Source organism: Ruegeria sp. HKCCD3925, from assembly GCF_057221175.1.
This window is the reverse complement of sequence record NZ_JBWVBI010000003.1, coordinates 41,622-64,123: the sequence shown is the minus strand read 5'-3', so window position 1 is coordinate 64,123 and position 22,502 is coordinate 41,622. Positions and strand designations below refer to the sequence as shown.

At 55.7% G+C, this 22,502-nt stretch carries 17 protein-coding genes and 2 pseudogenes; 12 read left to right on the top strand and 7 right to left on the bottom strand.

Features of this window, described 5'->3' with window-relative positions; translation table 11 throughout:
• Window positions 1-3: 3 nt before the first annotated feature.
• The 3 genes and pseudogenes from AC2TEM_RS07720 to AC2TEM_RS07710 all read left to right on the top strand — a co-directional run bounded on the left by AC2TEM_RS07720 (window position 4) and on the right by AC2TEM_RS07710 (window position 2,059).
• Window positions 4-1,011, top strand: coding sequence for a LacI family DNA-binding transcriptional regulator (locus AC2TEM_RS07720; protein ID WP_170424015.1), 1,008 nt, complete (start codon window positions 4-6; stop codon window positions 1,009-1,011).
• A gap of 83 nt (window positions 1,012-1,094) precedes the next feature.
• Window positions 1,095-1,295 (top strand): annotated as a pseudogene (locus AC2TEM_RS07715) (IS6 family transposase); the annotation flags it as partial.
• 56 nt (window positions 1,296-1,351) lie between these two features.
• Complete coding sequence (locus tag AC2TEM_RS07710) at window positions 1,352-2,059, top strand: IS6 family transposase (RefSeq protein ID WP_170424013.1); 708 nt, start codon at window positions 1,352-1,354, stop codon at window positions 2,057-2,059.
• A 234-nt stretch (window positions 2,060-2,293) separates the two neighbouring features.
• On the opposite strand, the gene AC2TEM_RS07705 is transcribed toward AC2TEM_RS07710, so the two are convergent.
• Both AC2TEM_RS07705 and AC2TEM_RS07700 read right to left on the bottom strand, forming a co-directional pair.
• Entirely contained in the window at window positions 2,294-5,437 is a 3,144-nt protein-coding gene (locus AC2TEM_RS07705) for an efflux RND transporter permease subunit (RefSeq protein ID WP_170424011.1), read from the bottom strand.
• A 12-nt stretch (window positions 5,438-5,449) separates the two neighbouring features.
• Window positions 5,450-6,526, bottom strand: coding sequence for an efflux RND transporter periplasmic adaptor subunit (locus tag AC2TEM_RS07700; protein WP_170424009.1), 1,077 nt, complete (start codon window positions 6,524-6,526; stop codon window positions 5,450-5,452).
• Between the two features lie 171 nt (window positions 6,527-6,697).
• On the opposite strand from AC2TEM_RS07700, the gene AC2TEM_RS07695 reads away from it, so the two are divergent.
• Window positions 6,698-7,339, top strand: coding sequence for a TetR/AcrR family transcriptional regulator (locus AC2TEM_RS07695; protein ID WP_170424007.1), 642 nt, complete (start codon window positions 6,698-6,700; stop codon window positions 7,337-7,339).
• A gap of 261 nt (window positions 7,340-7,600) precedes the next feature.
• On the opposite strand, the gene AC2TEM_RS07690 is transcribed toward AC2TEM_RS07695, so the two are convergent.
• Window positions 7,601-8,074, bottom strand: coding sequence for a cupin domain-containing protein (locus AC2TEM_RS07690; protein WP_480790346.1), 474 nt, complete (start codon window positions 8,072-8,074; stop codon window positions 7,601-7,603).
• A gap of 86 nt (window positions 8,075-8,160) precedes the next feature.
• On the opposite strand from AC2TEM_RS07690, the gene AC2TEM_RS07685 reads away from it, so the two are divergent.
• Together AC2TEM_RS07685 and AC2TEM_RS07680 are read left to right on the top strand one after the other, a co-directional pair.
• Window positions 8,161-8,742, top strand: a complete 582-nt coding sequence (locus AC2TEM_RS07685; RefSeq protein WP_170424003.1) for a TetR/AcrR family transcriptional regulator — start codon at window positions 8,161-8,163, stop codon at window positions 8,740-8,742.
• Between the two features lie 377 nt (window positions 8,743-9,119).
• Window positions 9,120-10,067, top strand: coding sequence for a DMT family transporter (locus tag AC2TEM_RS07680; RefSeq protein WP_480790347.1), 948 nt, complete (start codon window positions 9,120-9,122; stop codon window positions 10,065-10,067).
• A gap of 341 nt (window positions 10,068-10,408) precedes the next feature.
• Here AC2TEM_RS07680 and AC2TEM_RS07675 read toward each other — a convergent pair whose 3' ends face one another.
• Window positions 10,409-11,218, bottom strand: coding sequence for a hypothetical protein (locus tag AC2TEM_RS07675; RefSeq protein WP_170424001.1), 810 nt, complete (start codon window positions 11,216-11,218; stop codon window positions 10,409-10,411).
• A gap of 241 nt (window positions 11,219-11,459) precedes the next feature.
• Window positions 11,460-11,672 (bottom strand): hypothetical protein, encoded by a 213-nt coding sequence (locus AC2TEM_RS07670; protein ID WP_170395513.1) that lies wholly within the window; start codon window positions 11,670-11,672, stop codon window positions 11,460-11,462.
• Window positions 11,673-12,816: 1,144 nt separating this feature from the next.
• On the opposite strand from AC2TEM_RS07670, the gene AC2TEM_RS07665 reads away from it, so the two are divergent.
• Complete coding sequence (locus AC2TEM_RS07665) at window positions 12,817-13,461, top strand: IS6 family transposase (RefSeq protein WP_170423999.1); 645 nt, start codon at window positions 12,817-12,819, stop codon at window positions 13,459-13,461.
• A 231-nt stretch (window positions 13,462-13,692) separates the two neighbouring features.
• Window positions 13,693-14,397 (top strand): annotated as a pseudogene (locus AC2TEM_RS07660) (IS6 family transposase).
• 128 nt (window positions 14,398-14,525) lie between these two features.
• Here AC2TEM_RS07660 and AC2TEM_RS07655 read toward each other — a convergent pair.
• Entirely contained in the window at window positions 14,526-16,163 is a 1,638-nt protein-coding gene (locus tag AC2TEM_RS07655; RefSeq protein ID WP_170423997.1) for a GMC family oxidoreductase N-terminal domain-containing protein, read from the bottom strand.
• A 10-nt stretch (window positions 16,164-16,173) separates the two neighbouring features.
• Entirely contained in the window at window positions 16,174-17,202 is a 1,029-nt protein-coding gene (locus tag AC2TEM_RS07650) for a LacI family DNA-binding transcriptional regulator (RefSeq protein WP_170396944.1), read from the bottom strand.
• A gap of 238 nt (window positions 17,203-17,440) precedes the next feature.
• On the opposite strand from AC2TEM_RS07650, the gene AC2TEM_RS07645 reads away from it, so the two are divergent.
• The 4 genes from AC2TEM_RS07645 (at window position 17,441) to AC2TEM_RS07630 (ending at window position 22,501) form a co-directional block, all read left to right on the top strand.
• Window positions 17,441-18,907, top strand: coding sequence for an aldehyde dehydrogenase family protein (locus AC2TEM_RS07645; RefSeq protein ID WP_480790348.1), 1,467 nt, complete (start codon window positions 17,441-17,443; stop codon window positions 18,905-18,907).
• 54 nt (window positions 18,908-18,961) lie between these two features.
• Window positions 18,962-19,936, top strand: a complete 975-nt coding sequence (locus tag AC2TEM_RS07640; RefSeq protein WP_170396129.1) for an ABC transporter substrate-binding protein — start codon at window positions 18,962-18,964, stop codon at window positions 19,934-19,936.
• Between the two features lie 67 nt (window positions 19,937-20,003).
• Window positions 20,004-21,539: a sugar ABC transporter ATP-binding protein gene (locus tag AC2TEM_RS07635; RefSeq protein WP_480790349.1), complete on the top strand. Its 1,536-nt coding sequence runs from the start codon at window positions 20,004-20,006 to the stop codon at window positions 21,537-21,539.
• Complete coding sequence (locus AC2TEM_RS07630; protein WP_170403552.1) at window positions 21,524-22,501, top strand: ABC transporter permease; 978 nt, start codon at window positions 21,524-21,526, stop codon at window positions 22,499-22,501. The genes AC2TEM_RS07635 and AC2TEM_RS07630 overlap by 16 nt, the downstream gene beginning before the upstream one ends.
• Window position 22,502: the final 1 nt, after the last annotated feature.

Below are 22,502 nucleotides of genomic sequence, written 5' to 3'. Positions count from 1 at the left end.
TGAATGCGAAGACCCACGATCATAGATGTCGCCAACTCGGCGGGCGTTTCCAAGTCGACGGTAAGCCTTGTGTTGCAGGGCAGTCCGCAGGTGAAGCCGGAGACACGCAAGCTCGTCCATACCGCGATGAAAGAGACCGGGTATGTCTATAACCGATCGGCGGCAAATCTGCGATCCACGGGAGCGGCGCTAATAGGTTTGGTGATAAACGACCTGACCAACCCGTTTTTCACCGAGTTTGCGACTTCTTTGCAGATGGCGCTGGCGTCCCGAGGCTATGCGGTCGTATTGGCGAACACAAACGAAGACCCCGAACTTCAGGATCAGGTGGTGGGAGCGATGCTTGAGCACGGTGTTTCTGCTTTGATCCTATCGCCTGCTTATGGCGATGTCACAAACACTCTCTCCGCGGTAGAGCGAGCTGGCATTCCGTTGATGCAAGTCTTGCGACAGGTTGAAAGCGAAACAGGCAGATTTCCTTTTATCGCCCCTGATTACGCAGAGGGTGGACGCGCGGCAACGCAGTATCTGATCGAAACGGGCGCGCGGAACATCGCCTTTGTCGGTGGTCTGGATGGTGCCGAAGTCACTCAGGAAAGACTGTCCGGCTATATAAGTGCGATGAAAGACAACCACTTGCAGCCTATTGTAAAAACAGGGGAATCCAGCCGATCATTTGGACATGAAGCAACGGTCAACCTCTTCAAAGAGCATCCTGCGTGCGATGCCGCAGTCTGTTTCAATGATCTTGTTGCTTTTGGGATGATTAATGCCTGCCATGAAACTCAGGTAAAGATTGGCACGGAGTTTCAGATTGTCGGTTTCGACGACATCAAGGAAGCATCAGAATGCTGGCCAGCTTTGTCTACCGTACACTGCGGCGTCTCTGAGTTTGGAAAACAAGTTGCGGATACTGTTTTGCTGTGGTTGCAGGATGGTGCCACGCCAGCACAACACACGCGGACTTCAACGCGCTTGGTATTGAGGCAAACTACGAAAGACACGGTGTAGCAAAAGACTATACCAGCCTTTGTCGAGAGGTCTTGTCAGAAGAGCTTTGGTTGAGCGGGACATAGCGGTCGCGTGCTTTTGCCATGACTAGACCTGCCTCTTTCAAATTCTTCGAAATTAGTCCCGAGATCATCCGCATTGCAGTGACGCTGTACTTCCGTTTGCCGCTCTCGTTTCGGAATGTCGAAGACTTGTTGCACGAGCGAGGCATCGACGTGAGCCACGAAACTGTCCGATACTGGTGGAACAGTTTCGGCCCGATGTTTACATCAGAGATCCGAAGGGTCTTGTCAGAAGAACTTTGCTTGAGCGGGGCAGGGTGGTTGCATAGCATTTAGGAATGACCAAACCTGCCTCCTTCAAATACTTCAAAACCAGCCCCGAAATCATCCGCCTGGCGGTGATGCTGTACATCCGATTTCCGCTCTCGCTTCGGAATGTCGAAGATCTCCTGCATGAACGTGGGATCGATGTAAGCCATGAGACAGTCCGCTATTGGTGGAATAGGTTCGGCCCGATGTTCGCCGCTGAGATCAGACGGAAGCGTGTGCAGCAACTCCGAACCTTTTCAAAATGGAAGTGGCACGTGGACGAGGTCTTTGTGAAAGTGAATGGCAAACGGCATTATCTTTGGCGCGCTGTGGATGACGAAGGCGAGGTGCTGGAAGCAGTTGTAACGAAGCGCCGTAACAAAGCTGCAGCACTGAAATTTCTCAAGAAATTGATGAAGCGGTACGGCTGCGCCGAAGAGATCGTCACAGATCGCTTCGCTTCCTACAAGGCTGCCCTTAGAGATTTGGGTGCTCTCGAAAAACAACAGACGGGCAGGTGGCTAAACAACCGCGTCGAGAATTCGCACCTGCCATTTCGACGACGCGAACGCGCGATCCGGCGTTTCAAGCGCATGCGAAGTCTACAGAAATTCGCCTCCGTCCATTCCTCCGTGTACAACCACTTCAACCAGGAAAGATCGCTAGCCAGCCGAGACTCCTTCAAGCAGACACGCACCGCCGCTCTTAGCGAGTGGCGCCAACTTTGTTTCGGATAGGTTCGCGGTTTTCGCGGCACACTGAGGCTGGTTCGAATTCGTCTGACAGCACCCTTTGCAAATGACCGCATCGAGCCCAAATCAACCGATGTTGCTTAGCGCAACAGTATCAGCGATGCGCAGAAACCAGACGTTGCAAAGTCAGGCGTGCGGCCGAAATTTGACATGAGTTTTGCTTCACACAACAACGGTGTTTGAAACACACCAATTAGCAAGCAGAAGTAGTTTCGGTTCTCATTCGGCCACAAGCGCGACAATTGCTTCTTGAGGCTGGGAATGCTGGTTTTTTGCCTCAAGCGGTTTGTCGAACATTCCACGATACACCAACGCGAACACGGGTGGGGTGAAATAAAACGATACGACAGTCGACAACAGCACGCCCCCGGCGATTGCAACGGCGAATGGCGGCCAAAATGCTCCTCCTGCTATGATCAGGGGTAGGAAGCCGCCAAAGGTTGTGATCGTTGTCGAGATGATGTGCCGACTTGAACCAGTCACAACGCGCGCCATGGCCGCTCGGTCGCCTTGGCTTGCGTCAACGTCTTGTTGCAAACCGGTTAGAATTATGATCGCCGCGTTGATCGAAACTCCGATCGAGCCGATGACACCGATAATCGCCGTTATTCCGAACGGGAATTGCATAACGGCCAGCGACAGCATTGAAAGGCCTGCAGACAACACGCACACGACCAAGGTCACGAGCGTCAGCCGGAACGAGTTAAAGGTGAGAACGATGGTCGCAATGGAGAGTGTGACAATCAATCCAACAGAGGCAAGCAGATTGCCCACGGTGTTGGTTCGGGCATCACTGTCGCCACCTAAGGACATCGAATAGCCTTGCGGTAACTCAAACCCGGACGCATTAAGCGCTTCTAGTACGTCTTGCAACGCCTCTTCGGGTAAAACACCGGGGACGATAAACGCTTGGATAGTGTTTTCGCGCACGCCATCCGTTCGGGTTATGACGCTTTCCGCTGGTTCGATCACCGGCCTGGCTAGTTCCGACAACGGCACAGCAGGGAAAACACTTGTGGCGGATACGGCGGCAGCATTGGGCAGCAGGATGGGCATACTGACAATGGCGCTTAGGTCTGATCGCACCTCGTCACCCAGTCGAACACGCACCGGCAACTGTTCGGTCCCTTCGATCAGTGATCCACCGGTAATGCCAACAAGCGCCGTGTCTAGCTGACCAGCTATATCCGCCACATCCAGTCCCAGCAGACGCGCCTTGACCTCATCAATCTCGAACCGGATTTGAGGGTTGCCGCCGTTCACGCTGGCGCGCGCCTGGGTTACCAGATCGAGATTGGCCATGACTGAACGCACCTCGTCGCCCAGATCACGCAAAACCGTGATGTCCTGCCCCTGAATTTTGACTTCAACCGGTGCGGCGACCGGAGGGCCCTGAACAAGACTGCGAACGATGATCTGCGCATCAGGAAAGTCGGTATCCAGACGACTCTGCAACGTTCCAACAAGGCGGGCGGCGTCGTCTGCCGTGCCGGTCGTGATCATAGCTTGTGCAAACCCAGGCTCTCGTGAGCGGTTTCCAACGATGTTGTAGTAGAATGCCGGGCCGGACTCTCCGACGGTCCAGTAGACACTTTTGACGCCGTCGTCAGCCAGCAGCATTTCATCAATTTGGCGGGCGGTTGCTTCGGTGGTGGCAATTGACGTTCCACCCGGCATGTCGACTTCGATATAGAATTGGTTGCGGTCGACGCCCGGGAAGAATTGCGCGGTCAGCGTTGGAAAGGCCGCAAAGCCAAGCACCGGCAAGATCAATGCCAACGCGATAGATCGCACCGGATTGGTGACTGACAATCGAATTGAGGCCTCGAACATACGGGCAAGTGGCGGGATGCTGATACCGCGGCTCAGCATTCCTGCGTCTGGGCGATCGGACAGTAGCCAGCCCGCAATCGCCGGAGTCACAGTCAAGGCCACAACCAGGGACCAAATAAGCATCAGCACCACGGCGATAGCGATGGCACCGACAAAGTCGCCGGCGGGTCCCGGCAGCAAGATCATCGGCGTGAAGGCAAGCGCCGTAGTGACGGTCGACGCCAGCAAAGGCGCGGCCAACCGGCGAACAGCATCTCGCACGGCTGAAAGTCGCTCCATCCCATCCTGCAGACGACGTCGAATTTCATCGGTCATCACGATGGCTGCGTCAACAAGCAGACCGAGGGCAACGATCAGACCCGTCACGGACATCTGGTGAATGGGCAAACCGATCATGTTCATCGTCGCCAGGGTCGCCAATGAGACAACCGGCAAAACCAGAGCCACGATCGCGGCTGCCCGAACACCTAACGTAACAAACAAAACTGCCACAACCAGAGCCACGCCAATGGCCATGTTGACCCCAACCTCTGACAAACGATCCGTCGTGTACTGGCTTTGATCAAACAGCAGTATTTCCTGCATGCCCAAAGGCACCGCTGCGGCGCCGGCCTCAAGCTCATCCCGTAGAAAGCCTGTCCAGCGGTCGATCTGCACGCCGTCCTGCGCCAGAATTCCGACCAAAACGGAGGGCATCCCGTTGGCAAAAGCGATTGAGGACTGCGGTTCGCGTGCGCCCCGGTCTACGCTGGCAATATCGCCGAGCTGCACCACTGCACCGTCCGCGTTTTCACGCAGGACGATGCTCCGAATGCGATCCAGACTCTCAATTTCTCCGCTGACGCCAATGGTTAGGTCGACATCGGATTGCAGCCGCCCAGACTGAACCTTCCCATCTGCTTCGGCGATCCGCTGGGAAATCTCGGCAGCGCCAAGCCCAAGCGCAGCGGCCTTGTCCATATCGACACTTACGAGCACCTCTTCCTCTGGCTGACCGAAATAGTCGACGGCTCGTGTCGCAGGTATCGCGCGCAATCTGTCACCCAATGCTTCGGCATGACGAGACAGCAAAGTTATCGGGAAGTCGGGGTCCTCGGCCGCAACTGCAATGACAGCGGAATAGGCAGCAATACCTTCGGCATCGAATTCCGGTGGCAATACTCCTGCCGGGAAGTTCTGGCGCGCATCTTCCACGGCGTCCCGAGCCTCGGCCCAAACCTGCTCAATGGTGGCTTCGTCTAGTGTTTCCAGCAATTCAACAGAAACGACCGACACGCCCGAGCGGGAGACAGAACTGATCTCATCCACCTCGGCGATCTTTCGCAGTTCTTCTTCGATTTCTGCGGTAACCAGTGCTTCAACCCGTTCGGGGTCTGCGCCAGGAAACTGCGTGGTTATGGTTGCGAAGAGGTTGGTGATCGTGGGGTCTTCCTGTCGCCCAAGCGATAGGAACGAAGACAGCCCTGCAGACACAAGCACCAAAATGATGAGAGCAACCAGCCGGGGATGGCGAAAGGTTAGGGTTTCCATCAGATCGCTCCGTTACTCGCCAGTGTCGAAGGCGACGCGCTGACCAACGCTCACCCGCTGCGGACCCTGATCGATCAGGACGGTGCCTTCCGGAAACGCGCCACGCACAAAGACGCGGTCGTCTTCGGCATGCAGCACTTCGACCGTCGCCAGGCGCACAGTCTTTTGCGCGTCGGCAACCAGCAGTGTCCATTGCCCGCGCGTTCCTTCCTTCAGCGATGTTGTGGGCACCCAGGTTCCCGCACTTTGGACAGGATCGAGTACATGCACACGTGCGGTTTGTCCGAAAGCAACGTCGGGAGCGTTTTTCAGATCGAACAGCGCAGTGCGGGTTCGTGTCACTGGGTCAATATCGGGCCGCAAGGTTGCAAACTCAGCCCGGTAGCTTTTAGCTGATATTTCGATCTCAACATCAGTCAGAAGCGCCGGATCAACATCGAGAGGAACACCGATCCGAACCTGCGGCGACACGACCTCGACCATTCCCAGAACCAGCTCGCCCGAGCGAAGAGTTTCACCGCCGTCCACGTGTCGCGCGGTTATTTGACCGGCAAATGGGGCCTCGATGCTGGATTTCTCAATCCGAACGGTAACATCGCGCAGGGCCGCATCCAACTCGCCAATTCTGGATAACAATTCATCTTGCTGAGAAACGGCTTCGTCCAAACGGGCTTGACTGGTAAAGCCTTGTTCAATGAGTTTCGCGTTTCGCTCGACCGTCTTTCTTGCAAATGCAAGCTGGGCTGCAATGGCATCGCGTGATGCTGTCAGACGGTCGCGTTCGACCTCCAGCAGTGCAATGTCCAGTGTCGCAAGAAGTTGACCTTTGGCAACCTTGTCACCCTCATCCACCAGAATTTGATCGAGCGTCCCGTTCAGCTCGAAAGAGATATCTGCCGAACGCTGAGGTTCGACCTGCCCGATGAACACACGGTCGACCGTGTAAGCGCTCTCGGACGTTATCGGCGTCACGGATACCGGGGTCACAGCGGCGGCATCCGGTGCGGGCACCGCCTCCGCTCTACGGGTGAGCTCGGATGCGCCAAAGTGAACGGCGGCCGCTGCAACGGCTATAAAACTGACGGTCACTCCCAAACGCACAGTGCCGCGTAACACACGTGCAAATAGGCTCGGTTTGGTCGCTTCAGTAGATGAATTAGCAGGATTCGGCATTTGGGGACCTCATCAAGTTAGCGTCTCTAACATATGTTAGAAGTTCTTACTTTGACAAGAGATACGTGATCTGGCACATGTTGGATCATGAGCAGCATCGAAAAAAATCATTCGACTAGCAGACAAACGGCTGGTCTTTCCGTCAGCAAGAAAGCCTATCATCACGGTGATCTCCGCGCTGCACTGATCGAAGCAACCCGACAGTTGGTAGAAGAAAAAGGTCCGGACAGTTTTTCCGTATCCGAGGCGTGCAGACGCGCGGGCGTATCGACTGCGGCACCTTACAAGCACTTCAAAGACAAGACAGAAATGCTGGTCGCCACTGTCCTTGAGGGAATGGATCGGCACCGAGACAAAATGCTTACTGCGCTGGAAGGCGTTCCTGAAGGATCTCCCGAGCGCATTACTGCCATAGGGATGGAGTATATTGCCTTTGCGTTAAATGAGCCCGGGATCTTCAGACTGAAATTTGGCGGCTTCACAGACCGCATCGCGGATCCCCGGCTGGAGGAAGGCGGCCAGCAAAGTTTCGGGATTCTTTTGACTGAAGTAGCAAAATGTCTCGGTGAACCGGGAATCACAGACGAAGTTCGCCGCCGTGGTTTTTTGTTGTGGAGTTTCGTGCACGGGCTGTCCTTCATTTTGCATGACAAAGGGCTTGCAGAGAAAGGTGAAGAATTCGATCTTCATACCCTTCTTGAGGACGTTTCGGAAAGAATGCTGAGTTGAGCGTTCTCACACTAAAACGAATTCAACCAAGCACTCATAGCAGACGATCTAAGCCGCTGTCACGCCTGCGCCTAAACGATTGCTCAGGTTCACATAGAAGACATTTTTTGGAAAGCGCCGCCAAAGTCGGCTATCCAGAATCGCAAGGTCTCGTCGTGAATGTCGGCTTCGGGTTGAGCCAGTATTACAAGTTAGGGTGTACGGCAGAAGCTTTGTTCCAAAGCCTCCGTTTCGCAACCCGGAGTTATGCAATCGCATTCGTTAGCTGGGAATGTCCGCTGGCGCAAGGATCGTCATTCCCACTCGGTCCGCTACGGCCATGATCGCCGGAATATCTGGCGGTCCATCTGGCGCCGGAATATCTGTCGTACCCTCAGGCATTGTTTCACCAGCTTCAGTAAAGAATGTGTCATGCATAGCGCCGGGGGCGTTGATGCAAAGTAGCCGCCCAGGCCGTTCCCCAGTACATGTAAAGGCGTGCACTGCGCCGTCCGGGACTTTGACGAAATCACCACCTTTTGCGTTGACTGTCTCACCATTCACGAAGAACTCGAACTCACCGTCTAGCACATAGAAGCTCTCATCTTCGCCTGCATGATGATTGGGCGGCGCACCGGCACCAGGAGCCGTCTTTATCTCAACGATTGTGCAACGATTTCTAGTCTCACTGGGAAAGGCGTGGAAGGTCAAAAGGTTCCCAAGAAGATGGTAAACTCGCGGGCGAGGTTCAGTCATAACTGCGACTCCCTTTACTTGAAACACACTCGGCTTATGATACATAAATCTACTTATGAGACAAGTGTTTCGCAAAGGGCTTGGGATTGGCACCTCGTACAAATCAAATCAACCGAACGCGAGAAGCACTTCTTTCGGCCGCTCGAGAATTGATGTCGGAGGGAAAGGAAGTCACGCTAGCAAAAGTCGCTGAACGCGCCAAAACCAGCCGTGCGACGGTCTATCGCTACTTTTCTGACCCAAGTGTCTTGGCTTTGGATGCGACGCTCGATCTTGAAGTCACTCCAACGTCAGAACTTCTCGAGGGGCTGGATGACGTTAGCAGCCGTGTACATGTCGTTGCGCGTTACTATCTGGATTTTTCTCGGGTTCATGAGGCGCACTTCCGGCAGTTTTTAGCTGAATCACTCAAGGCATCTCTTGAGAATGGAACTGTCAAAATGCGTGGCGCCAGAAGAGTGGCGGCTTTTTCGGAAGCACTTGCGCCAGTTCACCCATTGATGGAGCCGAAGGAAATTGACGACCTGGCGAAGCGATTGTCCATGACGACAGGCATGGAACAACTTGTTATTCTTGAAGACATTTTGCGCGTGGACGAAGCAACTGGCTACCAACTTCAGGATGGGTTGGTCGACGCTCTGTTGGATCGTTACTTACCAAAAAATTGAGGCAGGATTCAGATGCCTACTTTAAATTAAAACTACTGGCAAATAGACACCAGTTTAACGTCCGGACCGGGCTAACTGCGGTCCTTTGAATTAGGAATGCGGATGGCTGCAAAGTCCGCACAGCAGACACTGATCGACTCACCCCGAATGACCGCTCTGCGGACAAAGCTGCCGATAATTCAGTTTGTTGGGATGTGTGATAACGGCCCCTTAGCTGCCATTTGGCCCGGCCATCTGATGCGACTGTGCGGACCGTCAGAGGAGACATTTGCCGCGGGCGCTATATCCAATTCAACCCGAACTCGTGGATAGCGGGATTTTTGCCTGTCGTCGTATTGAGAACAGACACGCATTTGGCGACATCTCTAAATAAAGTGATGACCTCAGCTGAACGCATACCTCAATCTCCGGATCGCACACTTGTTGGCGTTGCGCTGATGCTGGGGTTTTGCCTAACCGCTCCTTTGCTGGATGTGTCTGCGAAACTCGCGTCAACCAGTGTGCCGGTTGGGCAGATTACGGCTGCTCGGTTTGTAGTACAATGCGCGTTGATGGCGCCTTTCATCTGGATAATGGGACTGTCGTTGCGCGTGGCGAAAGGTCAGGTGATGGTGCTGGTTTTCCGCTCATTGCTGTTGGTGTTCGCAACATTTTGCTTCATTGCCGCGATCCGGGTGATGCCCCTTGCCGATGCATTAGCAATCGTGTTCGTGGCCCCGTTCATCGTCTTGTTGGTCGGCAAGTTCTATTTTGGTGAAGATGTCGGCCCGCGTCGCGTCGGCGCGGCGCTTGTGGGGTTTGTCGGGGTGTTGTTCGTCATCCAGCCCAGTTTCGCAGCTTTCGGCGCAGTCGCTATTATTCCGGTAGGAACGGCAGTTGCCTTCGCTTTCTACATTCTTGTGACCCGGGGATTGTCGCGTCGGGTGCACCCCGTGACCCTGCAATTCCACACCGGTCTGATCGCCAGCCTGTTTTGCATTCCAGCTCTAATTGTTGCGCAAGGTTCCGGCTCTGATTTGTTTGATCCCGTTTGGCCAACAGACACCGCTCTGTTGTGGCTTTGGGGCGCTGGCTTCTTCGCGACGGTGAGCCACATGATGATGACCTATGCGCTGTCTTTTGCGCCTTCCGTCACGCTGGCACCGCTGCAGTATTTTGAGCTGCCGGTCGCGACCTTGTTCGGCTATCTTATCTTCAATGACTTCCCGAATACGCTTAGCCTGATTGGCATTGCGATCATCATCAGTGCAGGGCTGTACATGATACATCGCGAAAGGGTGGCGGCCAGACAGTTGGTCACCGAACGCGCCGTACCTCCAATCTAAGGCTACATGCCCGGCCTAAAGCCGACCTACACATCCTGGTCAAGTTGCTGCGGCGAGGCCCTTCGAACCGGACATTCGTCAACAACGCAGCATCAGACCAATAATCAACGTGCGACTCGCGGACCTTCTAGATTTTTGAATTTCAGAGAGCGCTGTCGCAGCACGTGTTCACATGCGGCAGACATAAAGCGATGTTGATGCTTGCATTGCCAATCTGGTTATTCAGCACTTCGACTTTTCCAGAATCAAAAGTGCACTTTCTTTGCAGCCAAGATCAGTCACGTAATTCGGGCCAACTCGCCATCTGAGTGTATTTGTCGCCTTACTTTTAGTCAAAACAATCAGCGCAAATCTGTGTCACGCCTCTCAAGGTCCAGAACGGCATTGAATTCATTCTCCGGGTCCATCCAGGCAACCAGGATCGCTTCGTCGTCGATGGCGTAAGTTTCAATTTCTGCTGGGGTCACACGGATAAAGCGCTCATTCCCTAAGAATGCGCCGCCATGGGTCTCTCCGAACACGACACGGATCATCCGAGACCCTGGGGCAAACATACGCAGATACGGATCCGCAGGCTTGCCCATGTTCAAAACCTCTGCCTTGCTGCGAACCCATCTTTCGCCAGCAATGCGCTGCTCAGGACTTCGCAAAGCGGAGACTGCGCCTTCTGCAACCGAAGCGATGGCTGCTGACAGCATGATCGCACCAATCGCCAACTGGGCCGCACCTGCGTTTGTCCCGCTGTACTTCGTCCAGGCAGCAAGGCGCATCAAGCGCCGCCTCGGGTGATAGAGCACGTCGACCGCGTCGCCGACCTCGACCGCGTTCCAAAGGTCTACCGGAGCGACTTCTTTTAGGGAAAATGCGCGCGGGTCATCCAAAAGTTGGAAGCGCAGAAAGTAACGTTTCGAAGGTTTCGTACGATGCCGTTCGTTGCGACCAACGTGGCCCTTCTTGACCCACTTGTCGGTCACGCGCGCCTGCCCAGGTCGGCCGGCTCGCTTTAGATACGTCGAATTGAGATAGTGCCGATAGCCCCGCGCGGTGATGATCAATCCTACTACGCCAAGCGCAACCATCCCAAGAAATGGAAGCCAATTGAAGAGAATGTCGGCTACTGGATCTCCAGGTTGTTGTATTTCTTGGATCATGCGACTGTCTCCTGAGGTGGCGTGGCCGCTAGAAGGTTGCCGGGTGGGCGTGGTGTGGAATCCAGCTAGAAAATGCCACGTCTGAATTTGTCCGGGGTGTTGACCTCATATCTATAGGTCAGGGCGGGCCGAGATCGCCAAAAAACGGAGAATGAAGCTATAACTGGATGTTCTTTCACCAGGTCATGGGCATCGGAATTCTCTCTCTGCCCCGCCCACACGTTTCTGGCACAGATATGGGTCATGGTCCTTCGCAGACCAGCGGAAAGACCCCGACCTCTGGGATCTTAAGCGTGCCAACGGTGATTTGGTCATCGCCTTCATCAGCCGTAATCAGCCGCACGGATGCAACAATGCGATCAAACTCAGGATCGGCGAAATCCAGCAATGTGTGTGTGTTCTCCGAGGCCCCCTGCGCCAAAACAATGGGCAGCGCACCTTCTGTCTCTGTCATGCTCCAGTCCTGTCCATCCGCGTGGATCGTCGCGCTGATAATCGCAAGGCCGGGTACAGATCCAAAGCCAAATGCTACCGCAACGCCTGACTCATCAGGCGCTTCGCAGGAAACAAGAAACGTTGCAAAAGAAGGGTTTGCAATGACGCTTGCCACAAGCGCGAGTGCGATTGTTCGTATTACGATTGGTTCCTCCGTTTACGGCCCATTTCACAGCCTAAGACGTTTCGGCCTCAAAATGAACTGCCAACGCACTGCCGTACTTTTGGTGCCTTTCGGGACATTGGCGATTGGTGGCAATTCAAGTGAATGCCGAAACACTGAAATGTCAGCTCCCTGCTCGCATTGTGAGTCCAATTTCCGATAAGTGCTCAAATGACTGGTTTTGAGGCCGCGTTTCAGCACGAATATTCGTGCACTTCCAGAAGGATTTATGTGGCGGCGCACGCATCTTGAATACTAAATTCACAGCGAGAACTACGAGCAGACCCGCGGCAGCACAGCTTAGGCGACCAGTCCGCCTTCACAGCAGCGGTTGGTGGCGGCCCAGAGCCGCCATCCAGCGATACGATGAATTGCTGCGTTGGCGTTCCGCCTTGCAGGCATTCGCATTCGATCGATGCCTCACGTGCTCGCGTTCACAGACATCCGAGTTGCGTGAGCCTACCTATGCCGGATTAACGCCGGCTCTGGGCCCGAAGAAGATCACAACACACTGCTTGAACGACCGCTCTGCGGACGAAGCTGCCATTTGAAAATCCGGTGGCTTCGCAATCTACTGATATCCGTCTGGGTCGTTAGGGGTGTGTAATAATGTGCCTTCAAAGGCGTCGAGATCATCAGTCATTTGAAGCCAAGGCAACTTGCTTTGCTTGTTAACGTGAAATGTCGGTTCGAAATTTTCCGGGTTTTCGAGCGACGCAGCGTAGAGGTGCATACCACCTGGATAGTGATCGGCTTCAAACCCAATTGGTGACCCGCAAGTTCCACAAAAGTGCCTGAAAACGCCTTTGGAGCTTTCATAGGTCTTGTCAGAAGAACTTTGCTTAAGCGGGGTAGGGGTGTTGCATAGCTTTTGCCCATGACCAGACCTGCTTTTTTCAGATATTATTAAACCAGTCCTGAGATTATCCGCCTTGCGGTGATGCTGTACATCCGCTTCCCGCTCTCGCTTCGGAATGTCGAAGATCTGCTGCACGAGCGAGGCATCGACGTGAGCCACGAAACTGGCCGATATTGGTGGAACAGGTTTGGCCCAATATTTGCTGCTGAGATCCGAAGAAGGCGTGTTCAGAAATTGAGAGCATACTCCAAATGGAAGTGGCACGTGGACGAGGTTTTCGTGAAGGTGAATGGCAAGAGACACTACCTCTGGCGGGCCGTTGATCATGAGGGCGAAGTGCTGGAAGCCATTGTCACCAAACGTCGAAACAAGCAAGCGGCATTGAAATTCCTCAGGAAATTGATGAAGCGGCACGATAAAGCTGAAGAAGTATTCACCGATCGCTTCGCGTCGTATCGAGCTGCTCTCAGAGAGCTCGGCGCTACCGAAAAACAGCAGACAGGCAGGTGGCTCAATAACCGCGTCGAGAATTCGCACCTTCCTTTCCGACGGCGTGAACGCGCCATGCAGCGTTTCAGGCGCATGCGAAGTCTACAGAAATTCGCTTCCGTCCATTCCTCCGTATACAACCACTTCAACCAGGAAAGATCGCTAGCCAGCCGAGACACCTTCAAGCTGACCCGCACCGCCGCTCTTAGCGAGTGGCGTCAACTTTGTTCGGGATAGGTTCGCGGTTTCCGTGGCAAACTGAGACTGGTTAGAATTCGTCTGACAGCACCCTTTGGAGAGAGGTCATATGTTGGCATGCGATAGCATCGAGTGGAAGATGGCCGTCGAGTACAAGCAGTTTCCGGGCAGGTCTGTTCGTACCCTGGTAAATGCAATACCAATAATCCTGAGGGTCTTGTCAGAAGAACTTTGCTTGAGCGGGGCGGGGTGGTTGCGTAGCTTTTGCCCATGACCAGACCTGCCTCTTTCAAATACTTTAATACCAGTCCCGAGATCATCCGCCTTGCGGTGATGCTGTACATCCGTTTCCCGCTTTCGCTTCGGAATGTCGAAGATCTGTTGCACGAACGAGGCATCGACGTGAGCCACGAAACTGTCCGATATGAGTGGAACAGGTTCGGTCCGATGATTGCCTCTGAGATCCGAAGAAAGCAGGTGCAACAACTGCGCGCACTCTCGAAATGGAAGTGGCACGTGGATGAGGTTTTGTGAAGGTTAATGGCAAGAGACATTACCTCTGGCGGGCTGTTGATCATGAGGGCGAAGTACTGGAGGCCGTTGTCACCAAACGCCGAAACAAAGCTGCAGCACTGAAATTCCTCAAGAAATCGATGAAGCGGTAGGTGGCGCCGATGAGATCGTGACCGACTGTTTTGCTTTCCATAAGGCTGCACTCAGACAATTGGGCGTGTTAAAAAACAAAGGACGGGCAGGTGGCTCAATAACCCCGTGGAGAACTCGCACCTGCCGTTTCGACGACGCGAACGCGCCATGCAGCGTTTCAGGCGCATGCGAAGTTTACAGAAATTCGCCTCCGTCCATTCCTCCGTATACAACCACTTCAACCAGGAAAGATCGCTTACCAGCAGAGACACTTTCAAGCTGACCCGCGCCGCCGCTCTTAGCGAGTGGCGACAGCTTTGTTCCGGATAGGTTCGCGGCTTCCGTGGCAAACTGAGACCGGTTCGAATTCAGCTGACAGAACCTCGGTGGGTCGGGCAAGGCGACGCCATATTCTGCGTTAGAAATCGGATCAATGACGGGCGACGCCGCAGCTCAGGTTAGGAATTGCGTATCTCGCGGGCTGATCCGATGCCGAGGATCAGGTCGGCGCATCGTTCGCCCAGCATCATGGCAGGTGCGTTTGTATTGCCGGCGTTGATGTCGGGCACGGCTGACATGTCGCACACCCGCAAGCTCTCGATTCCGCGCACGCGCATCCTGGCGTCCAGCACGGCCATTCCGTCGCCGTCCCGGCCCATTTTGGCAGTGCCCGCCGGGTGATAGTTGGTTTTTACGAATCGCTTGCAATGTGCTCGTAGCGTCTGGTCGTCGTCCGCTGTGGGAATGACGATTTCGCGAACCCTTTGAGCAAGCGGGCCCGAAGTGAATGCCCGGCGAAAGAACCGCTGCCCCCGGATCATCTCCTGCATGTCGTCTTCATGCTTCAGAAGGTTTGGCGAGACCACTGGCATGGCGTGAGGATCGGCCGAGCGAAGCCGGACCTCTCCGCGTGATTTCGGTTTGACCACGACGGTCGTAACGGTCAGGCCAAAGTCATCCTGCACCTCGTCCAGAGCGTCGCGATCCAGATAAACAATTGGCACGCAAAAAGCTTGAATGGTTGGTTCTCCATCAGGAATCGACGGATTGACAAACGCGCCGGCTTCGACTCCGGCGGAAGTCACCGGTCCGCTGCCGAACAGTTTGAACTGGATGCCGTTGCGAAGCATCCGCCAGCCCTCACCTTGTTTGAAGTATCCGTAGGGACCGTTGGCAAAGGCGGTAATTGGAACTTCGGGGTGGTCGATCAGGTTCTGGCCAACCCCAGGCAATGGGCAGATCACGGGAATACCGTGATCGGCAAGATGTGCATCAGGTCCGATGCCTGATAGCATTAGGATTTTTGGCGTCACCAGAGCGCCCGCCGCAACGACAACTTCACCATCGCACCGGACCGTGTGGGCTCCGCGTTTGTCTCGATACTGTACGCCGACGGCCTTATCGTTTTCGATGATGACTTTGCTGACCGTTGCGCCAAGCTGGATGGTCAAGTTCGGGTTCGTCTCGAGAGGGGCGAGAAACGCATAGGCTGACGAACTGCGCTTACCGGCGCGATTGGTGAACTGATAGAACCCGACACCGCGCTGCGTTGCGCCGTTAAAGTCCGTGTTGAATGGTTCGCCAAGGGCCTGCACCGACTGAACGAACCAACGTGACATGTCGTCGATATGCCCCGGATCCGAGACCTGCACCGGACCGTTGCTGCCATGCAGGTCATTGTGAAGCCTGTTATTGTCTTCCATTCTACGGAAGTAGGGCAGCACATCATCCCATCCCCAGCCGACCCCGTCGTTGGTCTGTCGTAGCAGGTCGTCCCACGCGTCATAATCAGAAGGGCGGCCGCGCATATAGACCTGGGCATTCACAGACGACCCGCCACCCAGCACGTTGGCCTGCGGAATGTCATGCACGCGACCGTCCAGGTGGTCCTGCGGTTCGGTCTGGTGGTAGGTCATGAACTTGGACCCGTTGATCATCTTGAAGATACCCGGCGGCATGTCCAGCAACGGATGGCGGTGCGAATGCCCGGCCTCCAGCACCAGAACCCTGCACTTGCCCTGGTTGACCAGTCGCGCTGCAGCGGCTGCGCCGGCAGAGCCGCCGCCGATGACGATATGATCGAAGGTTTCCGTCATGAGTTCGCCTTCAGGCCCGGCGTTTGGGTTCGCTGATCGAGTCGCGCTCCACCAGTTCGCATTCAAGCTTCACGAGAGGGTGTCGCTGACCATCCGTCGGACCGTGGAACAACTGTTCGATGACCCAGCGTCCCATCGCCCTAGTTGGAAGGATCATCGAGGTCAGGGGGGGCGACAGGTGTCTCGCGGTTTCGTCATCGTCAAATCCGATGACCGAGATGTCTTCGGGGATGGATAGGCCAAGTTCCTTGAGCGCCTCATAGCAGCCGATTGCCATTCGGTCATTCTGACAGAAAATGGCGGTTGGCGGAGAGGGCAGGTCCATCAATTCGCGCGTGGCAGCATAGCCTGCGCTGGGCAGCCAGTTGCCCTCGATGACCAAATCCTCGTCAAATGGGATGTCGGCGGAAGCAAGGGCGTTTCTGTACCCGGTCGTTCGCCCTGCGGCGCATTCCATGAACGGCTCGCCGGTGATGGTGGCGATTCGTTTGTGCCCCGCCTTGATCAGGGCGTTGGTCGCCGTATGTCCAGCAGCGACTTCGCCGGGGATCACCGCAGGAAAAGAGAGGTCGTCGCAAAAGCAGTTCAGCAGCAGAACCGGGGTTGCGGTCTGCCTGAGTATTTCCGGAACGACCACCCGCCGGGTGAAAACGGTTGCGTAAATGATGCCCGCAACCTGTTGGTCGAGGAAATACCTAAGCGTTCTGGGTTCGACCTCGGGGTCGTTTTGGGTTTCTGCCAGCAATACAAGATTTCCCGTGTCCCGAACGGCCTGTTTCACGCCATTAAACGCGTTTACCATTTCGGGGCTCGACGCCAGATCGTCCACGACAAAAGCGATGGTGCCGTCTAACGCCGAGGGTCGAGGCGCGCTGTCCTGGGGTTTCCTGAGTTGAGAGGGCATGGCGTATCCAAGCGTGTTGGCGGCATCCAGGACTCTTTGCTTTGTGTCCTCGGAGATTTTGACGGAATCGTTCTTGTTTAGAACCAGCGATACTGTCGTCTGTGAGCACCCGGCGACGCGTGCAATATCATGCATCGTTATGCGCTGCCGGCCCGCGACTCGTCCCACGCCCCTGTGCTGCCCGGCCTTGTTCGCTTGATCATTCATTGCTCAACCTTTTTGTTCGCTTCCTTTTTATCGACTATACGGAGGACGCGCAACTAATATTAGTGAATAGTAATTAATATTAGTGTTGACGAAATAATATTATTAGTGTTTTGATCGACGGTGCGGTCGCCAATGTGGTCTGACCGAGTAAGCGCGGGAGGCGAAATTGCGGTCTGTAGTGGGGGAGTTGGGTCAGGTGGTTCGGCATTCGATGTTCATCGATGGCCGCTTTACCGACTCTGACGCGGACACGGTTGGTGTCGAGAACCCTGCAAATGAACAGATCTTTGCGCAAGTTCCAGATGGCGGTGCCGCTCATGCGGATGCGGCCGTCGAGGCGGCCCATCGTGCTTTTAGCTCGTGGTCCTCGCGCCCGGCGATCGAGCGGGCGCGACTGGTTCAGCGGTTGGCCGAAGCCATTCGAATTGACGCCGGGCGTCTGGCAGCCTTGATCACGGTCGAGCAGGGCAAGCCGATCACGCAGGCCCGAAGTGAAGTTGATGCCGCTGTTACCTTTCTTTGCCATGCGGCTGAAGAGGCCCGGAGGATTTCGGGTGACATAGTGGCATCGGACAACAAGTCCGAGGAAATCCAGATCCGGCGTCATCCTTATGGCGTTGTTGTTGCGTTGACGGCCTGGAACTATCCGTTGGCATTGGCCGCCAGGAAAGCCGGGCCTGCGCTGGTCGCGGGCAACACTGTTGTTCTGTTGGGGCACGAAATCACGCCGCTGTCCGGTCTCGCGATCGCCGAGCTTGCCGAAAAGGTCGGGTTTCCGCCCGGTGTTCTGAATGTTCTGACAGGCAAGGGGCCGGTGGTAGGGCAGCGGTTGGTCGAACACCCCGATACCTCACTGATCACAATGACCGGCAGCACACGAGCGGGTAAAGAGATTTTTCGCGCCGCGGCCGACCGGATCAAGGTTGTCCGGCTCGAGCTTGGCGGTAAGGCTCCGTTCATCGTGATGGAGGATGCGGATATTGACGCTGCTGTTTCGGCCGCCATTGCCGCCCGGTTTGCCAATTGCGGCCAGATTTGCACCTGCAACGAGCGTATGTATCTGCATCGCGGTATTGCGGATCAGTTCTTGGAAAAATTCGTGACAGCAGCCCGCGCATTGTCGATCGGAGATCCGATGGAGGACTGCGACCTGGGGCCCAAAGTCAGCAAGGTCGAAGTGACCAAGGTCGCCGAAATCATCCAGCGCAGCATCACAGAAGGTGCCACGGTTCATCTGGAAGGCGGGCCCCTTTTGGACAGCGCGCACCGCAAAGGACACTGGATGTCCCCGACGGTTCTTGAGGTCTCCGACAACGGCAATGCCGCGATGCAAGAGGAGGTCTTTGGACCCGTGGCGACAGCCATGCGAGTCGATGATTTTGATCAGGCGATAGACGTAGCGAATGACACATCATTCGGGCTGTCTGCCTATCTCTTTACGGCATCGCACCGGCGATTGATGGAGGCCCCGAGCCGTTTGAAGTTCGGCGAATTGTACCTGAACCGCTCCAATGGTGAGGCCGTACAGGGATTTCACACCGGTTGGGGTTTGTCCGGTGTTGGGGGCGAAGACGGCGCGTATGGCTTCGATGGCTATCTGAGGAAACAGACGACTTACATGAATTGGGCATGACCTAAAACTCGCGGTCAAAACGGAGGCGACCGCACCAATGGAGGAGGAATAACCATGAAACGCAGAACTCTTTTGATCTCGACGGTTGTCGCAGGTGCGCTGTTGGGCACCACGGTGATCGCGCAGGATCTGCCACCGCTTGAGCAGAAGGATCGCTACAAGGTCGGCTTTGCGCAGATGGAATCGAACAACCCGTGGCGCATTGCCGAAACGAAATCTTTCCATGACACAGCCGAGGCGTGTGGCTGGGATCTGATCGCGACGGATGCGGCCGGATCTGCGGCAAAGCAGGTTGCGGATGTGGACAGCATGATCGCCCAAGGCATCGACGTTCTGTTCCTGCCCCCGCGGGAAGAAAAGCCGTTGATCCCAGCCGTTATGAAGGCCCGTGCAGCGGGAATCCCGACCTTTTTGGTGGACCGCTCGGTTGATCCGGCCGTTGCCAAGCCGGGCGAGCATTTTGTGGCGTTCCTTGGGTCGGATTTTATTGATCAGGGCAACCGGGCCGCACAGTGGCTGATGGAGAATTTCGACGGCGACAATGGCGTCATCGTCCAGTTGGAGGGCACGACTGGTTCTTCACCTGCAAATGACCGCAAAAAAGGTTTCGACGACGCGATTGCAGCGGATGACCGCTTTGAGATCGTGGCTTCTCAGACCGGTGACTTTGCGCGCGACCTGGGTCGTCAGGTGATGGAAACCCTGCTGCAGGCGCACCCCGATGTGAACGTGGTCTACGCCCACAATGACGAGATGGCAATCGGTGCGATCCAGGCTCTGGAACTGGCCGGCCGCAAGCCCGGCGAGGACGTGACCATCGTTTCGATCGACGGGACACGCGATGCACTTCAGGCTATTATCGATGGCAAGATGGGGGTGACGGTGGAAAGCTCACCCTTCTTCGGCCCTCTGGCTTGTGAAGTCATGAAAAAATACGCAGCTGGCGAGGCGATCCCGGAATGGGTGAAAGTCGAAGATCGCATCTTTACCAAGGACAATGCGGCCGATCACATCGACGAAGCCTATTGATTCTCCCTGGTGGGTGGTGCTGGCCTGTGGTCGGCGCCGCCTGCAAGCAATCGGAGGAAGACATCTCATGAATGCGCTCGTCTCGATGTCGGGAATTGAAAAGTCCTTTGCCGGCGTGCCGGCACTTAGCCAGGCCAACCTGGAAATCGCGCCCGGCGAGGTTCATGCGCTGATCGGCCAGAACGGTGCGGGAAAATCGACGATGATCAAGGTTCTGACCGGAGTTTACGATCGGGATGCCGGCGACGTTCATCTGGCGGGTGTGCCGAGCCGCATCTCCACTCCGCGCGAAGCGCAGGAATCCGGAATTGCCACAATCTATCAAGAGCTCAACCTGGTACCGCTGCGGTCAGTGACCGAGAACATCATCATGGGGTACGAGCCCAAACGTCTCGGCTTTCTGGTCGACTGGCGCGAGGGCAACAGGCGCGCACGCGAGGTGCTTACGCGCTTTGGCATAGATATCGACGTGACCGAGCCGTTAGGAAATTTCTCGACAGCGATCCAGCAGTTGGTTGCAATTGCGCGGGCTGTATCGCTGGATGCGAAACTTGTCATCATGGATGAACCTACGTCGTCGCTGGATGCCAGCGAAGTCGAGGTGCTGTTCGGTGTTGTGCGCGAGTTGAAGAAACAGGGCGTGTCTGTTCTTTATGTTTCGCATTTCCTCGATGAGCTGTTCCAAATATGCGATCGAGTCACAACGATGCGAGATGGGCGCACCGTCAGCACGCGTAACGTCCAGGACACGACCAAACTGGAAATGATCGCGGACATGCTGGGCCGCAACAAGGATGAGATCGCGGCAGACGGTCTGACGGACTTCGCAGGTGCCAAGGCCAAGAAAGGCGATATCGTTTTACGGGCGGACTCTGTTTCAACAGGCCCGCGGCTGACGCATTTCGACCTCACGCTCCACCGCGGGGAAATCGTTGGGCTGGGCGGATTGCTGGGCTCTGGCCGGACCGAGGCGGCGCGCGCTTTGTTCGGAGTGGACGGGAAACGCAGCGGCGCAATCGAGTTGCATGGCACGGTCGGTCAACCGTCCGGACCGGGTGACGCGATCGCAAACGGCGTCGGCTTTCTGACCGAAGATCGCAAGGCCGAAGGGATCGTTCCAGACATGTCTGTGCGCGAGAACATGACGCTGGCCCTGCTGCCGAAACTGGCCAGCCGTGGTCAGATCGACTTTGCCCGCGAGCGCGAGATCGTTCAGGCCTTTATCGACGATCTGGGCATCAAGGCGGCGCATATGGACCAACCCATTCGAGAACTGTCCGGTGGCAACCAGCAAAAGGTGCTGCTTGCCCGTTGGCTGGCGACGCAGCCCGACATCCTGATACTCGACGAGCCGACCCGAGGCGTGGATGTTGGCGCCAAGCGAGAGATCCAATCGTTCATTCGGTCTTATGTCGAGGAGGGGTTTGGTGTCGTCCTCATCAGTTCGGAATTCGAAGAACTGGTGGAAGGCGCTGACCGCATCGTTGTCATGCACGAGGGACGCTCGGTCAAGGAACTGACCAACCCCGGGGTCACCGAGAACATACTGGTGCGCGCGCTTGCGCATCATGAAGAAGGAACTGGTTCATGGACCGCGCAATGAAGTTGCCGCAACGGGTCGCATCAATGCCCTTCCGCTTTCACGGCGGCATCGCCGCGTTGGTCGCCCTATTAGTATTCAACGCGTTTTTCACACCTAATTTCCTGCAACTGCAAACCCTGTTCGTAAATATCAGCCAGGTCGCTACGATCGCCATCGTGGCCATGGGGATGACGCTGGTAATCGCCACGGGTGGGATCGATCTGTCGGTTGGGGCGGTCATGGCGCTGGCGGGGGCGCTTGCTCCGCTGATCTTTCTGTCGGATCTGGGCGCTGCCAATCCGATGCTAGGCGTCACTTTGGCCATTGTCCTGCCGCTGTTCATTGCGGGGCTATGCGGGGTATTCAACGGCGTGATGGTTGCCGTGTTGAACGTGCAGCCCATCGTTGCGACGCTCATTCTCTTCATCTCTGGTCGCGGTATTGCCCAAGTCTTGACGAACGGGAACCTGCAGACGTTTTCAAACCCTTCATTCAGTTATCTTGGAACTGGTAAAGTGCTTGGTTTGCCGTTCCAGGGCTGGCTGGCGCTGGCCATTGCCTGTGTGCTGTTTTGGGTGATCACCAGAACCACATGGGGCCGTTACCTGTTGGCCATAGGGGGCAATGAACGTGCGGCCTATCTGTCGGGTGGTCCCGTCCGACGGGTCAAGATCGGGGCCTATGTCATCTGCGCGGTGCTTGCGGGCCTAGCCGGTTTGATCGTGGTTGCAATCAACTCGGCCTCGGACGCCGCGCGCAACGGCAATCTGATGGAGCTTGATGCCATCGCGGCCGCGGTTGTTGGCGGGGCTCTTTTGCAAGGCGGGCGAGCGCCGATCTTTGGTGCCATACTGGGTGCCGTCATCATCCAGTTGGTCAAATATACATTGTTGGCCAACGGGGTAGAGGACGAAGTTGCACTGATCGCCAAGGCCGTCATCATTATCCTGGCCGTTTGGGTCCAGCAGTTTCGGAGGGTTTAAT

Bases quoted from the DNA above. Each gene is read 5' to 3' on its own strand.
- AC2TEM_RS07720 (WP_170424015.1), top strand. From the start codon at position 4: ATGCGAAGACCCACGATCATAGATGTCGCCAACTCGGCGGGCGTTTCC.
- AC2TEM_RS07710 (WP_170424013.1), top strand. From the start codon at position 1,352: ATGACCAAACCTGCCTCCTTCAAATACTTCAAAACCAGCCCCGAAATC.
- AC2TEM_RS07705 (WP_170424011.1), bottom strand. From the start codon at position 5,437: ATGGAAACCCTAACCTTTCGCCATCCCCGGCTGGTTGCTCTCATCATT.
- AC2TEM_RS07695 (WP_170424007.1), top strand. From the start codon at position 6,698: ATGAGCAGCATCGAAAAAAATCATTCGACTAGCAGACAAACGGCTGGT.
- AC2TEM_RS07690 (WP_480790346.1), bottom strand. From the start codon at position 8,074: ATGACTGAACCTCGCCCGCGAGTTTACCATCTTCTTGGGAACCTTTTG.
- AC2TEM_RS07680 (WP_480790347.1), top strand. From the start codon at position 9,120: ATGACCTCAGCTGAACGCATACCTCAATCTCCGGATCGCACACTTGTT.
- AC2TEM_RS07675 (WP_170424001.1), bottom strand. From the start codon at position 11,218: ATGATCCAAGAAATACAACAACCTGGAGATCCAGTAGCCGACATTCTC.
- AC2TEM_RS07670 (WP_170395513.1), bottom strand. From the start codon at position 11,672: ATGACAGAGACAGAAGGTGCGCTGCCCATTGTTTTGGCGCAGGGGGCC.
- AC2TEM_RS07665 (WP_170423999.1), top strand. From the start codon at position 12,817: ATGCTGTACATCCGCTTCCCGCTCTCGCTTCGGAATGTCGAAGATCTG.
- AC2TEM_RS07655 (WP_170423997.1), bottom strand. From the start codon at position 16,163: ATGACGGAAACCTTCGATCATATCGTCATCGGCGGCGGCTCTGCCGGC.
- AC2TEM_RS07650 (WP_170396944.1), bottom strand. From the start codon at position 17,202: ATGCATGATATTGCACGCGTCGCCGGGTGCTCACAGACGACAGTATCG.
- AC2TEM_RS07640 (WP_170396129.1), top strand. From the start codon at position 18,962: ATGAAACGCAGAACTCTTTTGATCTCGACGGTTGTCGCAGGTGCGCTG.
- AC2TEM_RS07635 (WP_480790349.1), top strand. From the start codon at position 20,004: ATGAATGCGCTCGTCTCGATGTCGGGAATTGAAAAGTCCTTTGCCGGC.
- AC2TEM_RS07630 (WP_170403552.1), top strand. From the start codon at position 21,524: ATGGACCGCGCAATGAAGTTGCCGCAACGGGTCGCATCAATGCCCTTC.